The sequence below is a fragment of the Prevotella veroralis DSM 19559 = JCM 6290 genome, from assembly GCF_000377625.1.
Taxonomy (GTDB): domain Bacteria; phylum Bacteroidota; class Bacteroidia; order Bacteroidales; family Bacteroidaceae; genus Prevotella; species Prevotella veroralis.
On the sequence record NZ_KB898345.1, the window covers coordinates 1 to 12,405 of the forward strand.

The window sequence follows — 12,405 nt, forward strand, 5'->3', positions numbered from 1 at the left end:
GCCACGGAAGTGAGCATGGAGGAATACCTGACCTACACCACGGAGGAAACCGAGAAGGTGGAGGTAATGAACAGGGCGGCACAGCTCGGTGGTGATATCGAAACGGCTATCCGTCAGCTTGCCATAGAGAAAAGAAACAATAAAAAGAAATAAGTACAAACCATCAAAACTATAGTAACAATGAAAAAGTACATTTTCATGGCTCTCTTAGGATTGAGCCTTTCTGTTCCCAAAGCCCACGCACAGTGGGTTGTAACCGACCCTGGCAATTTTGCCGGCAACATCGTCAATTCGGTCAAGGAGATTGCCACCGCCTCCAAGACGGTGAAGAACACCCTTGACGGATTCAAGGAGGTGGAGAAACTCTACAACGACACCAAGAAGTATTATGATGCCCTGAAGAAGGTGAATAACCTTATAGGAGATGCCTACAAGGTCAAGGAGTGCATCCTGATGGTGGGCGACATCTCGGAGATTTACGTCACCTCGTATAAGAAAATGCTCTCGGACAAGAACTTCCGCCCTTCAGAACTTGCTGCAATGGCTTCGGGCTATGCCAAGCTTCTGGAGCAGAGCGGTGAGAGTCTCAAGGAACTCAAGTCCATCGTCAAGTCGGGTGTTCTCTCGATGAACGACCACGAGCGTATGCAGGCAATCGATCGTATTTATACCACGCTGAGGGAAAACCGCTCACTTGTGTCGTACTACACAAGGAAAAACATCTCCGTGAGCTATGTGCGTGCAAGGGAAAAGAACAACCTTGCCTCTGTCAAGGCGCTCTACGGCAATACGGCAAGCAGGTATTGGTAATTAAGTTATTGGTTATTCATACATCTAAACACACTTGCTTATGGATTTTGCCAGTTTACACGAGCTGCTCCACTCAACCTATGAAGAGATGATGCCGCTCTGCGCCCAGATGACAGGCATTGCCAAGGGTATTGCAGGCTTGGGTGCACTCTTTTATATAGCCCTTCGGGTATGGGCTTCCATAGCCCGTGCCGAGGCGATAGACGTCTTTCCCCTTCTCCGTCCCTTTGTCTTGGGTTTCTGCATCATGTTCTTCCCGACAGTCGTACTGGGTACGATGAATGCCGTTCTCTCGCCCGTAGTGCAGGGAACGGAAAGCATGGTGCACCAACAGGAGACCAACTTGGCGGAGCTTACCGCCAAACGTAACCGTCTGCAGGAGGAAGCCTACCTGCGCAATCCCGAAACAGCCTACTTGGTATCCAACGAGAAGTTCGACCAAAAGATAGAGGAGATGGGCATCATCGGACCTGAAGATGCCGTGACGATAGCGGGTATGTATGCCGAGCGTGCTGCCTATCAGACCAAGCAATGGATTATGAAGATGGTACACGACCTTTTAGAACTCCTATTCCATGCTGCAGGGCTTATCATCGACACACTGCGCACCTTCATACTCATCGTTCTTGCCATTCTCGGTCCGATAGTCTTCGGCATTGCCGTATGGGACGGGTTGTCGGGTTCGCTCACAGCATGGTTCTCACGCTATATCTCTGTATACCTGTGGCTGCCTGTCAGCAGTATTCTCACAGCACTTCTCACCAAGATACAGGTCTTGATGGTGCAGAAGGACATCGAGGCACTCAGCGATCCGAACTATCTGCCCGATTCGGGGACGTGGTACTACATCGTCTTCTTCCTTATCGGCATCGTGGGCTACTTCTGCGTACCTACGGTTGCAGGCTGGATTATCGAAGCCGGAGGCGGTATCGGCTCTTACGGGCGGAATGTCAATCAGACCGCACAACGTGGCGCACAGGGTGCATACACGGGCGGTAAATATTTGGCAGGCGGAGCAGGTGCCGTTGCGGGCAATGCCATCGGACGTATCAAGGGTGCATTGCTCAAAGGAAAATAGAGATTAGACGTGAGAATTTAGAGATAGAACAATAACTTAAATGATAAAGAAATGGAATTCAAATCACTCAGAAATATCGAGACCTCATTCAAACAGATAAGGCTCTACGCCATTGTCTTTGCCATCGTCTGCGTGGCAGTAAGTGGTTATGCCCTCTATGCCTCGTACAGCTTCGCCAAGGAGCAGCGGGAGAAAATCTATGTGCTTGACCAGGGAAAGTCGCTCATGCTTGCCCTCAGTCAGGATGCAAGTCGTAACCGTCCCGTAGAGGCAAGGGAACATGTACGTCGCTTCCATGAGCTGTTCTTTACCATTGCGCCTGACAAGGATGCCATTGAGAAGAATATGGAGCGTGCCTTCGTGCTGTGTGACAAGTCGGCTTTCAACTATTACAAAGACTTGGCAGAGAAGGGCTATTATAACCGTGCCATATCGGGCAATGTCAATCAGCGCATAGAGGTGGACTCTATCCACTGCAACTTTAATACTTACCCTTATGCGGTAACAACCTATGCACGGGAGTTCATCGTCCGTCAGAGTAATGTTACAGAGCGCAGTCTTGTTACGACCTGCACGCTGCAGAACTCCGTCCGCTCGGACAACAATCCGCAGGGCTTCCTGATGGAGAACTTCCTTGTAAAGGAAAACCGAGATATACAGACCTATAAACGATAAATGATAAAGCTATGGCAAGGAAAAGGAACTTTTTACTCTCACGCCACTATCTGCGCTTTCATCTGTGGCTCCGCCATCGGTGTGAAAGGCTCACGATAAGGCAGAGAAAGGAAATCGTCTATGGGCTGAGTTTCATCTATCTGCTTTGCTCGCTTTGGATGATAGCGCAGTTCTTCCTTCCTCCAAAGAAGGAGAAACTACCCATCCCCACAGGAAAGCTGACGGACAGTCCGATACGGACGGACAGTACTTTACATGAGTTACACGGCAATTTTTACCTACAACATCATCAAACAATCAAAGAAAATGGATAATAAACAGAAAGAACAAATGAAGAAAGGCTTGGTCTTCGGAGGTCTGGGACTGCTGTTTGCCCTCTCGATGTGGTTTATCTTCGCGCCTTCGGGCAAGGATAAGACTGCAGCGGAGCAGGGACTCAATGACAGCATCCCGCAGGCAACGACGGAAAAGCTCACCGAAAACAAGCTCAAAGCCTACGAATTAGGCGACAAGGCACACGAGGAGGAACAGACCCGTGAGGAGATGGGCAGACTATCGGACTATTTCACCCAGAACACTGCTCCATCAGAAGCGCAGCGTGCAGAGACAGCTGCTTCTACGGCAAAGATAGAAAGCTCCATGCATCGCTATGAGGAGAACAATCGCCTCTTGAACTCCTTTTACGCTCCCGACCCGCACGAGCAGGAGCGTGAAGCCCTGCGTTCGGAGATAGATAACCTTAGAAAGGGACTCTCTGCCAAAGACAGCAAGGAGGACAATGAAGAAAAACGGCAGCTTGCCTTGATGGAAAAGAGCTATCAGATGGCAGCGAGGTATCTTCCCAAGGCTTCTGCCGTTCCACCATCTTTGGGTAATGACTTTACCGAGGGTAAAGGGCAAACGGCAACGAACAAAGGTCAGAGTATGGGCAGTAATATAAGCGGAGGTTCGGCCGACTTGCCTGCAATGGAAATCTTGGCGGAACGCAAACAAGTAGTGTCCTCACTGGGGCAGCCGATGAGCGACGCTGACTTCATCAAGGAGTATGGCACGAAAGCACGCAACTTGGGCTTTCACTCGCTCGCAAGCACGGCTGCACCCACGATGCGCAACACACTCAAAGTGGTGGTGGACAGGACAACGACGCTCAAAGAGGGCGATAATGTCGTGCTCCGTCTGCTTGAAAGTGCCAAAGTGCAGGGCTTGCGTATTCCACGACAGAGCCGACTCATAGCCGTTGCTAAGATTGAGGGTAACCGTATGCACCTGCTTATCAAAAGCATAGAAGTGGACGGGCATATCATAGCCGTCAAGCTTTCGGCATACGATACAGATGGACAGGAGGGTGTGTATATACCAGGTTCGGAGGACATCAATGCGCTTAAGGAAGTTGGGGCGAACATCGGCGGTTCAATGGGAACATCCTTTACCTTCGCTTCCTCTGCCAAGGACCAGATTATCTCCGAGGCTGCCCGTGGGGTGATGCAGGGTGCAAGTCAGCTACTTCAGAAGAAGCTGCGCACCATCAAGGTAACGCTCAAAGGGGGCTACCGCCTTTTCTTGGTTCAGTCCAAATAAAACAATCGAAAATGATAAGTAAAAAATAACATCAAATAAAAAAGGAACAATGAAGAAATTTATTTTATCAATGGCTATGCTTGCCATGGTGGGAGCAACAGCCACAGCACAGGAAAACAATGATGGTCTGACACCGAGCCGTCCGCTTACTTCGGGCGAACTCTTTCAAGGTATGAGCCGTGCCATACCAACGGGGCGTGTCGTACTGCCGTATGGTCTGGACGTTACCTTTGACAAGACTGTGCATCTTATCTTCCCTTCTGCCATTCGTTATGTAGACTTAGGTTCACAGAACATCATCGCAGGAAAGGCAGAGGATGCAGAGAACGTACTACGTGTAAAGGCTTCGGTGAAGGACTTTGAGACGGAAACCAATATGAGTGTCATCTGTGAGGACGGCTCTTTCTATGCTTTCAACGTCAAGTATGCTGATGAACCGGAGAAACTCAGCATCGAGATGAAAGACTTTCTTTCCACGACGGAAGGTAGACTGCCAAGCAATCGTGCCGACATCTATTTCAAGGAACTCGGTAATGAGTCGCCCGTATTAGTAAAGCTGATGATGCAGACTATCTATCAGAATGACAGACGCTGCATTAAGCACATCGGTGCACAGCAGTTCGGTATGAAGTTCTTGCTTCGTGGCTTGTATGCCCATAACGGCTTGCTGTATTTCCACACTCGTATGGAAAACGGCACGAATATGCCGTACTCGGTGGATTTTATCACGTTTAAGGTGGTGGATAAGAAGATGGCAAAGCGTACCGCTATACAAGAGCAGGTGCTTCAGCCACTTCGTGCCTATCATCAGGTGATGCAGGTGCGTGGTATGGGCAGTGAACACGCTGTGTTTGCGCTCGAACAGTTTTCTCTTGCAGAAGACAAGCAGCTTGAAGTGACGCTCTATGAGAGGAATGGCGGTCGTACACTGACCTTTCATGTAACGGCAGAAGACCTGCAGATAGCAAAGAAGATAGACAACCTCAAACTGAAATGGTAATGAAAAAGAACAATATCATTCTGACAGTATGCATTGCGGTGGCCATGACTTTCAGTCTGCCATCGCAGGCACAGCGACTAATACCCAAGCAAAGGGGAATAGAGGTCGTAGGGAGTGTTCCGCTTATTAAGGGAGAAAAGTTCCTTGCAGCTGACAATTTCGGCATGGGAGCATCACTCACCCGATATCTGGGACGTGAGAATTATACTTTTGTTATGGCAGAGTATGAACAGCAGAATATGCCGTACAGAAGTTATAACGTAAAACTCAAGGATGCACTTTTGCAGGTGGGCTATATGCACCCTGTTCTTTCTGATAGAGGAAAGAACGTGTTTCTCTATGGTGGCATATCCGCCTTGGGTGGCTATGAGCAGTTGAACGAGGATAAAAAGCTGCTGCCCGATGGGGCGACACTGCTTGACCGCTCCCGCTTTGTCTATGGCGGTACCGTGCATGGTTCGGTGGAAGTGTTCCTAACGGACAGGGTTCTCTTTCTTGTAAAGGCGCAGGGACGTTTCCTCTTTGGAACGGACGTGCATCGCTTCCGTCCTGCTGTTTCTATAGGATTAAGGTTTAACTTTTAAGTAGAAGAAAAGATGAAGAAGATATTGAATACGATATGGGTAATGGGAGTGCTGACCCTTGCCGTGTTTTGCCTATCTGCTTGTGATAGGGATTTGGATGTTCAGCAGTCTTATCCGTTTACGGTGGAGACAATGCCGGTTCAGAAGGACATCATAAAGGGACAGACGGCTGAGATACGCTGCACGCTAAAACGAGGCGGTGAGTTTGCCGACACTCGCTATACGATACGTTACTTCCAGTCTGATGGCAAAGGCTTGCTAAGAAATGATAACGGTACAATCTTCAAGCCCAACGACCGCTATCCGCTGACCAAGGATGTGTTCCGCTTATATTACACTTCTCTGTCAGCCGATCGCCAGACGATTGATGTATATGTGGAGGATAATTTCGGCAGGGTTCAGCAGCTGACCTTTAGTTTTAACAACGAGCGAGAAGAGGGCAAGGACAAGCCTGCATCTTCTCGCCACTAAGAACATAATGGATGCGAACGATAAATTCTTTCATTTTACTTTGTGTCTTCTGCCTGTTCTGTCAGCCGACCCTTGCCCAGCGTAGGGTGCGGCTGGCAGACTTGCCACCTTTTGAACGTGCAGTAGTTCTTGTGAAATACTTTGAGGGTATGCACGGCTGGAAGAATTATCCGTATGTTGGATATGGGCATCAGCTGCAACCAGGAGAGCGTTTCACAGCGGATATGACGGAACGGCAGGCAGACTCTCTGCTTCGTGCTGACCTATGGAAATGCTTTGAACACTTCAAAGGGTATGGTAAAGATGCCCTGCTGCTCAGCCTCCTTGCTTACAACGTGGGTGTGGGGCGATTGCTTGGCTATGGCAAGCATCCCAAGAGCCGACTGCTGCGAAAGATAGAGGTAGGGGATAGAAACATCTATCGGGAGTACGTCTCATTCTGCCGATACAAGGGAAAGGTCGTGAGAGGATTGGTCAAGCGGAGGCAAGTAGAATTTGCCCTGTTCTTCATTCACTAATTATAAAAAGAGGCAGCGCAAAAGCAGCACTGCCTGTTCATGAATCTTAGTCTTCAATGTGTAATAAAGGGTAGCATTTTCAGGAAAAATGTTAATGCTCCTGGCTAAAGGAAGCATAATATGAGAAATCCCACTATTACAATCATCTTTACAAATGTTGTTCCGCTCATCTCAAAGCCTATGGAACATTTAGAGGTGCTTTTAAAGTCGCCATCTTTACCTCTCTCAAGATGGGTTGACTATTCGAAAATTAAATTCATAATAGCAAAGATAAGAATTTTATCTCAATATACAATAGAATCCTCTATTTTAAAGTATAAAATCGGAAATAGACTAACTTTATGGGTAAAATGAAAACATCATCAACGTGACACTGTGTATTTGATTTTCTGAGACTTTCTTTTGCTTCTTTTCTTTGGTCGCCTGCTCGTTTAAAGAAAAAGAAAAGAAGCCACGCAAATTTCCGTTTTGTGTGGCTCTTTGTCTTATTCAAGGTGCTGTTTCTACACTTTCGTTATTCTGCCTATTCGTTTATTGGGGTGTCTGTCAAACGCCCAATTTATCTCATCATCGGGTAAGGTGCTGTGAATGCTTCCACCCATAACCAACCCACAATTTTGCAGGACTTTCTGCAGTGCTTCCTTCTTGCTCTCTGCTACAACATCGAATACGCCGTCAAAAACATATTGCGTATAGACCAAAAATCTTTGTTTCTTCTTCATAATTTCCAATCTTAAAATTCAACCTTTAATAATCTGTATTCCTTTGGCTCTCCATTGGATAATTTGCGGTGTACAAGCCAAAAATGATGTGCGCCATAGCCGTATGCAAAGAACTTGTCAAGTTCTGTTTCTTCGGCTATTTTGCCTATTGCCGTCCTTAACTCTTTCTCGTTGTCGGATAGGGTTATTGCGTTGATAACCCTGATGAGTATGTGCGGTATCTCGTCCGCACAGTTATAGATAATGTTTTCAATCTCTGTTTTCATTTCTCTGATAATTTAATTATTTTACTATGCCGTTGCTTTCATTCTCTGCCTTATCAATTTGTGGTTGGCATTGACAAGGTTCACTATCTGCTCGTGATATTCCGTGTTCTTGTTGCACACTCCACGACTTTGCACCACTTCCAATGTCTTTAATGATACCTCTATCGTTTCTATCCGCTTGCCCTCAATGGTAGCCGATAGGACAAGTGAGTCCTCCTTAAGATAATATTCGTTGGAAAATAGACAATTGTGCATTGATACGGCTTCTTCCAGATGCTCTTGTACACTTTCCAATACATGGACTTGGATTGTTCCGTCTGTGAAATGGATGCCGAAGAACTTGGATTTGAGTTCTTGAAAACGCTTTTCATTTTCCATCGCCTTTTGCTGTTTCTTGGCAAGTTCCTCCTTTTCTCTTTGCGTGAGCAGTTCCGTATGCCTACGGTCGTGTTCGGCTCTGAGGTCGGCAGGACAAAGATATTTCGGGCTGTGTATGTCCTTTCCCAGTCTGCGGAGCATATCCACATAGTCGCACCAAAGGGAAATATCCGTTATATCGTAGCCGTTGCGGACTGCAATCTTATAGGATTGCCAATAATCGTCAAACGCTCTTCTTTTGCCAAGAAAATAGCGCAGGTGGTCTGTACGTCCTGACTTCATCAATGTTTCGGCACGGCTGTCGGAAAGCAATGCAGGAATGAGTGTTGTCGGAGCAATGTCGTGAAAATCATCCTTAAAACCATTCCTGCGGAGTGTGTCCGTAACCTTGAACTTGGGATATATCTGCGAATAGGCTGCATATCGGTAGGCTTCGTTGTCGTTGCGGATTGCCATAGGTGCACAATAGGAGAATGTATCAACGTATCTCCCCAATACTCTCTGAACGGCAACAATTGTCTTTCGTCCTTGTGCGTTCCACCAATACTGACCGATTTCAAGCGCATAGTGCTCTGCCTTGCAGCCTTTCTCCATTCCCACAACAAGGAGGAACATACGCAATACTTGATACTCTCCACAAGCGGTTAGCGTGGTGAAATACCGCTTCTGCTGCAATTTACGCTCAAAGGTTTCCTTGACCTGCAACTTTGCCCTGCAATGAGGGCAAGTGCAAGTTTCTCTATGTTTGTTCATTATCCAACTATGCCCACAATCCATACAAGTGGTGCGACCTTTTGGCAAGCGGTAGGCAAAGTGCTCTATGCACTCACGGAAAGCCCATTTGCTCTGTGTCTTGGTTATTGGGCGAAGATGCTTGCTTTGTTCCAAAACTGCCTTTTCAAATTTGTTTCTCGGTTTCATCGTCTTAATCGAATAAAGAGGGTTGTACAATCTTGGTTTCTACTTTCTTGGTAGGCTCGCTGTGGTTGCGCAGCTTGGCAAGTTGTGCGTGTTGGTATTGCTCAATGGCGCACCTGCGTGCTTCTGCCTTTTCCTCTTCTGTGAGTTGTACCACGTGGTTTACGGCGATATGACAATTGAGAGGCTTGCCGATGTTGATATTGTCCGTGTCAAAATAATGCACTGCCATAGAATAGATTTCATCGTCGTCGAAACCATTGCAACCGCTTTTCTTTACCTCGTTTAAGATGTAGGTTACACAATCTTCTATGTTCTTGTTAGGTTTCATCAAGTTAGGGGCAAACAATGGGTCTGCCATAGCACGCTGATTAAGATATTCGGCTATTGTCCGTGTAAAATGTTCTGTACCTTTCATATTGCTTAGTATTTTGGGATTTCTACTATCTGACTGATGCGTCCATATAGGTAGGCTCTTAGACTTGTTCTGTCGGGTGCATAATACTCTGTCCATTGTCCGTACTGATTGATAAGGTATTTCTTCAGTACATCGAAGAAGTCAAACCTCCAGCCTTGCAGGGGCACGGCTGTGCGGAAGTAGGTGTTTGAGTTCACCGCTTCACATAGCCAATTTTTCTCTTCACGGCTCATCTGTTCGCCACAATTGAGTTTCAGACGAAGAAGATAAACCTTGCTATTACAAAGGCTCTCCAAAGGGGGAACGTCCCATTGTACAAACTTAATTGCCAACACTTGCTCACTTTTTCCAACCACAGAGTTAATGCGGTAATGAGAGGAGGAGCTATATCCTTTTCTTTTCATCGAAGATGTTGTATTTACTTTTTGCTTATCCATAGCGACATTTTTTTTATGCGTCCAAAGATCGGAGTATGCTGATTCCTTTTTGTAGCAAAATAGAGGTAGCGGGGCGAGGCTTGCACAAGGTTTTGGCGGAAAATACTACCCATAGGTGTGGAGATTTTCCAGACAAACCAAGCGGCACTGACCTTTTGAAAGCCACAAGCCCCGTACTACCTTTGCGGATAAAAAGGGAACAGCATCCGTCTTCTTCATTTCGCATATTGTGGAGCATTGGAAAGGAAGCGAAAGTGCAACGCCCATAGTGGAAAACAGAAAAGGTGGCTATCTCAAAATGCGAGATAACCACCTGATGAAGGATAAATGAAAGTGTTTACAGATTACATCGTCGTGCTTCTCAAAGCACGCAAAGCAGGATGGCACAGAGTATCGCCAGCCAGAAGAGAAAGCTCAGCAGCGTAAAGGTAACTTGGAGAATGACTCTGACAATAAAGCGCAGTATCAGAAAGCCTGCAATGACTGACACGGCGGTAACGACCTGTGGCGTTACTATCTTTGAGATAAGCCAAACGACACCGATAACGATGGAGAGCAGGATGACCAGTTCGATGAAGCGTGTCCAACTGAAACGGCGGACTTGCTTGAAAGAAATCGGCTGCTGCTTGATGTTATTGCTTTTGTTCGATGCGTCTGCCTTGATGAAGGCAGGTGTGTGGACATCTTGATTCATGATGATTGTATTCATAATCGGAGCTTTGAATAGTTCAAGAGCAATAACAAGATGCGCAGGCTACACAAAGACAAGTGTTGGTACAAACTCTTGGCGTGTGGAGCGGAGCGTTTATCTTGGCTCTTGACACTACAAAAGCTCCCGATGGTGCTGCATCAAGTCATGTTCTCACCGCCTATCGTTGGCAGACCATTGACCTCAATGAGCAGAACGATTGTACCTGTCAGTTCGGTGTAGAGTTTCTCATACTCAGGACTTGCGCCAAAATCGTCCGTGAGTTCATACTTGTCGAAAACGCTTTGCACAGCCTTGTTCTTCAGGAGTATCGGGGATAGTCTTTCGGGGAGTGGGGAGGGCAGTTCTTTCTCAAACTCATTCTCCAAGACAGATACAAGCGTGTCGTACTTTGAGAAATGCAGTCCTCTATACAACACTTCGCTTGCCATACTCTCAGCTTCGGGATGCGAGAAGCCTTGTGCCACTGCATCGCAGTAGGTGGTAAGTGCTTCATCAGACCTTGCCATTATGAATGGTTTGTCACTCAGCATTTCGGGGAAATGCTCACCGAGATAGTTCTCTAATTTCAGACGGAAGTAGGATAGTTCTTTCTTTGTCGTTTCCATTGTTCGTTTTTATTTTTAGGGTTATACATTATTATATTATCGGATTCCCATTGCCTTGTTGAACTTACCGAGTTTGTCGGCAAGCTGTTCCATGTCATGCTCAATCTTCTTGTTGGTGATGCGAGCATAAATCTGTGTGGTCTTTATGTTGGTATGTCCCAGCATCTTCGACACACTTTCCATCGGAACGCCCTTACTCAAAGACATGGTGGCAAATGTATGCCGGGCAAGGTGAAAGGTCAGGTTCTTCTTGACACCGCAAAGGTCGGCTATTTCTTTCAAATACGCATTAGTCTTCTGATTCGTCAGTATGGGGAATAGTTTGCCATCCCGATAGGTCTTTCCACTATACTTTGCAATGATGCGCTTCGGAATATCGAGAAGTAGGACATTTGTTTCCACGCTTGTTTTCTGCCTTTTGGTCATAATCCACTGCTTGTCATCGAGCGTGACGATGTTGTCCGGTGTGAGATTGGACACGTCAATGTATGCCAGCCCTGTAAAGCAAGAGAAGATGAAAACGTCCCTTACCAGTTCCAAACGCTGGATGCCGAAATCCTTGTTGGCTATCTTCATGATTTCTTCGTCCGTGAGGAAACCACGGTTTACCGGCTCCAAGTGGAAACGATGATTGAGAAAGGGGTCGTGAAGGAGATAGCCACGCTTTTGTGCATATATGGTTACGGTTTTGAGAGCCTTCATTTTCTTGACCGACGTATTGTAAGCGCAGCCTGCCACAGTACTCAGATATAACTCAAAGTCTTGTACCACGGATGGTGTGAATTCTGTCAGTCCTATATCCTTTCTTCCATATTTATGGATAAGGAACTCTGAGAAATGTCTTCTCAAAACACTGTACTTTTGCAGACTGTCTTTGCTGATGGTGTGTCCGACACGCTGCTTGATGTCTTCGTTGAACTTGTCGAATACCGGGAGGAAAGTTGTGTACTCCCTGTCTTTTCCTATAAAGAAAGAACGGATTTTCTCCAATGACAGGGACTCGTCATCCTCAAACTTGCGGTAAATTCCATTCAATGTAGTGGAAATAGAGTCCAATGCGGCATTGACGGACAAACTTTCTGCCGTCCTACCTTTAAGCCGGCTTGTGGCATTATTCCACATTGTCTTATCCACGAAAATTTTCGTAGAGCCAAAATTTGCCATTTCTCCGTTAAGGAATACACGGAGCATTACAGGCGACTTTCCTTCTTTGTTCTCATAGTTTGAGCGTAGGT

General features: G+C 46.6%; 18 protein-coding genes. 10 read left to right on the top strand and 8 right to left on the bottom strand.

All coding sequences use genetic code 11. From position 1 onward, the window contains the following. The 10 genes from D464_RS14030 to D464_RS0112095 all read left to right on the top strand — a co-directional run. Positions 1 to 153, top strand: a 153-nt coding sequence (locus D464_RS14030; RefSeq protein WP_167319249.1) for a TraG/VirB4 family ATPase, incomplete at its 5' end; no start/stop codon positions are given. A gap of 27 nt (positions 154 to 180) precedes the next feature. Beyond that, on the top strand, positions 181 to 810 hold the full coding sequence (locus D464_RS0112060; RefSeq protein ID WP_024985983.1) for a DUF4141 domain-containing protein: 630 nt from the start codon (positions 181 to 183) through the stop codon (positions 808 to 810). A gap of 40 nt (positions 811 to 850) precedes the next feature. Then, positions 851 to 1,888, top strand: coding sequence for a conjugative transposon protein TraJ (gene traJ / locus D464_RS0112065; protein WP_018911123.1), 1,038 nt, complete (start codon positions 851 to 853; stop codon positions 1,886 to 1,888). A gap of 51 nt (positions 1,889 to 1,939) precedes the next feature. Then, positions 1,940 to 2,563, top strand: coding sequence for a conjugative transposon protein TraK (traK, locus tag D464_RS0112070; RefSeq protein WP_018911122.1), 624 nt, complete (start codon positions 1,940 to 1,942; stop codon positions 2,561 to 2,563). A gap of 11 nt (positions 2,564 to 2,574) precedes the next feature. Next, positions 2,575 to 2,877, top strand: a complete 303-nt coding sequence (locus tag D464_RS12805) for a hypothetical protein (protein ID WP_025068482.1) — start codon at positions 2,575 to 2,577, stop codon at positions 2,875 to 2,877. Further along, the gene (traM, locus tag D464_RS0112075) at positions 2,870 to 4,141 is read left to right on the top strand and encodes a conjugative transposon protein TraM (protein WP_018911593.1); all 1,272 of its coding nucleotides are present in this window, start codon (positions 2,870 to 2,872) and stop codon (positions 4,139 to 4,141) included. The genes D464_RS12805 and traM overlap by 8 nt, the downstream gene beginning before the upstream one ends. A gap of 49 nt (positions 4,142 to 4,190) precedes the next feature. After that, positions 4,191 to 5,141 (top strand): conjugative transposon protein TraN, encoded by a 951-nt coding sequence (traN, locus tag D464_RS0112080; RefSeq protein WP_026284700.1) that lies wholly within the window; start codon positions 4,191 to 4,193, stop codon positions 5,139 to 5,141. After that, complete coding sequence (locus D464_RS0112085) at positions 5,135 to 5,725, top strand: conjugal transfer protein TraO (RefSeq protein ID WP_018911595.1); 591 nt, start codon at positions 5,135 to 5,137, stop codon at positions 5,723 to 5,725. Before traN ends, D464_RS0112085 begins: the two co-directional genes overlap by 7 nt. Before the next feature lie 12 nt (positions 5,726 to 5,737). Continuing rightward, positions 5,738 to 6,196 carry a DUF3872 domain-containing protein gene (locus tag D464_RS0112090; protein ID WP_018911596.1) on the top strand — a complete coding sequence of 153 codons (459 nt, stop codon included), beginning with the start codon at positions 5,738 to 5,740 and terminating at the stop codon, positions 6,194 to 6,196. Positions 6,197 to 6,207: 11 nt separating this feature from the next. Further along, on the top strand, positions 6,208 to 6,714 hold the full coding sequence (locus D464_RS0112095; RefSeq protein ID WP_018911597.1) for a glycoside hydrolase family protein: 507 nt from the start codon (positions 6,208 to 6,210) through the stop codon (positions 6,712 to 6,714). 503 nt (positions 6,715 to 7,217) lie between these two features. Here D464_RS0112095 and D464_RS0112100 read toward each other — a convergent pair. The 8 genes from D464_RS0112100 to D464_RS0112140 all read right to left on the bottom strand — a co-directional run. Then, positions 7,218 to 7,436, bottom strand: a complete 219-nt coding sequence (locus D464_RS0112100) for a hypothetical protein (protein WP_013671943.1) — start codon at positions 7,434 to 7,436, stop codon at positions 7,218 to 7,220. Between the two features lie 11 nt (positions 7,437 to 7,447). Then, positions 7,448 to 7,702 (bottom strand): hypothetical protein, encoded by a 255-nt coding sequence (locus tag D464_RS0112105; RefSeq protein ID WP_013671942.1) that lies wholly within the window; start codon positions 7,700 to 7,702, stop codon positions 7,448 to 7,450. Between the two features lie 24 nt (positions 7,703 to 7,726). Then, positions 7,727 to 9,001: a PcfJ domain-containing protein gene (locus D464_RS0112110; protein WP_018911598.1), complete on the bottom strand. Its 1,275-nt coding sequence runs from the start codon at positions 8,999 to 9,001 to the stop codon at positions 7,727 to 7,729. A gap of 4 nt (positions 9,002 to 9,005) precedes the next feature. After that, positions 9,006 to 9,416 carry a PcfK-like family protein gene (locus D464_RS0112115; protein ID WP_009347098.1) on the bottom strand — a complete coding sequence of 137 codons (411 nt, stop codon included), beginning with the start codon at positions 9,414 to 9,416 and terminating at the stop codon, positions 9,006 to 9,008. Between the two features lie 5 nt (positions 9,417 to 9,421). Continuing rightward, the gene (locus D464_RS0112120) at positions 9,422 to 9,853 is read right to left on the bottom strand and encodes a hypothetical protein (RefSeq protein WP_018911599.1); all 432 of its coding nucleotides are present in this window, start codon (positions 9,851 to 9,853) and stop codon (positions 9,422 to 9,424) included. Positions 9,854 to 10,214: 361 nt separating this feature from the next. After that, on the bottom strand, positions 10,215 to 10,562 hold the full coding sequence (locus D464_RS0112130) for a hypothetical protein (protein ID WP_007367138.1): 348 nt from the start codon (positions 10,560 to 10,562) through the stop codon (positions 10,215 to 10,217). A 140-nt stretch (positions 10,563 to 10,702) separates the two neighbouring features. After that, on the bottom strand, positions 10,703 to 11,170 hold the full coding sequence (locus tag D464_RS0112135; protein ID WP_018911600.1) for a DUF1896 domain-containing protein: 468 nt from the start codon (positions 11,168 to 11,170) through the stop codon (positions 10,703 to 10,705). A 36-nt stretch (positions 11,171 to 11,206) separates the two neighbouring features. After that, positions 11,207 to 12,405, bottom strand: a 1,199-nt coding sequence (locus D464_RS0112140) for a site-specific integrase (protein WP_018911601.1), incomplete at its 5' end; no start/stop codon positions are given.

What these genes read in the sequence shown, in the direction of transcription:
- traJ (WP_018911123.1), top strand. Translation starts at nt 851, where the DNA reads ATGGATTTTGCCAGTTTACACGAGCTGCTCCACTCAACCTATGAAGAG.
- traM (WP_018911593.1), top strand. Translation starts at nt 2,870, where the DNA reads ATGGATAATAAACAGAAAGAACAAATGAAGAAAGGCTTGGTCTTCGGA.
- D464_RS0112135 (WP_018911600.1), bottom strand. Translation starts at nt 11,170, where the DNA reads ATGGAAACGACAAAGAAAGAACTATCCTACTTCCGTCTGAAATTAGAG.
- traN (WP_026284700.1), top strand. Translation starts at nt 4,191, where the DNA reads ATGAAGAAATTTATTTTATCAATGGCTATGCTTGCCATGGTGGGAGCA.
- D464_RS0112120 (WP_018911599.1), bottom strand. Translation starts at nt 9,853, where the DNA reads ATGGATAAGCAAAAAGTAAATACAACATCTTCGATGAAAAGAAAAGGA.
- D464_RS0112130 (WP_007367138.1), bottom strand. Translation starts at nt 10,562, where the DNA reads ATGAATACAATCATCATGAATCAAGATGTCCACACACCTGCCTTCATC.
- D464_RS0112060 (WP_024985983.1), top strand. Translation starts at nt 181, where the DNA reads ATGAAAAAGTACATTTTCATGGCTCTCTTAGGATTGAGCCTTTCTGTT.
- D464_RS0112105 (WP_013671942.1), bottom strand. Translation starts at nt 7,702, where the DNA reads ATGAAAACAGAGATTGAAAACATTATCTATAACTGTGCGGACGAGATA.
- D464_RS0112110 (WP_018911598.1), bottom strand. Translation starts at nt 9,001, where the DNA reads ATGAAACCGAGAAACAAATTTGAAAAGGCAGTTTTGGAACAAAGCAAG.
- D464_RS0112115 (WP_009347098.1), bottom strand. Translation starts at nt 9,416, where the DNA reads ATGAAAGGTACAGAACATTTTACACGGACAATAGCCGAATATCTTAAT.
- D464_RS0112095 (WP_018911597.1), top strand. Translation starts at nt 6,208, where the DNA reads ATGCGAACGATAAATTCTTTCATTTTACTTTGTGTCTTCTGCCTGTTC.
- D464_RS12805 (WP_025068482.1), top strand. Translation starts at nt 2,575, where the DNA reads ATGGCAAGGAAAAGGAACTTTTTACTCTCACGCCACTATCTGCGCTTT.
- D464_RS0112085 (WP_018911595.1), top strand. Translation starts at nt 5,135, where the DNA reads ATGGTAATGAAAAAGAACAATATCATTCTGACAGTATGCATTGCGGTG.
- traK (WP_018911122.1), top strand. Translation starts at nt 1,940, where the DNA reads ATGGAATTCAAATCACTCAGAAATATCGAGACCTCATTCAAACAGATA.
- D464_RS0112090 (WP_018911596.1), top strand. Translation starts at nt 5,738, where the DNA reads ATGAAGAAGATATTGAATACGATATGGGTAATGGGAGTGCTGACCCTT.
- D464_RS0112100 (WP_013671943.1), bottom strand. Translation starts at nt 7,436, where the DNA reads ATGAAGAAGAAACAAAGATTTTTGGTCTATACGCAATATGTTTTTGAC.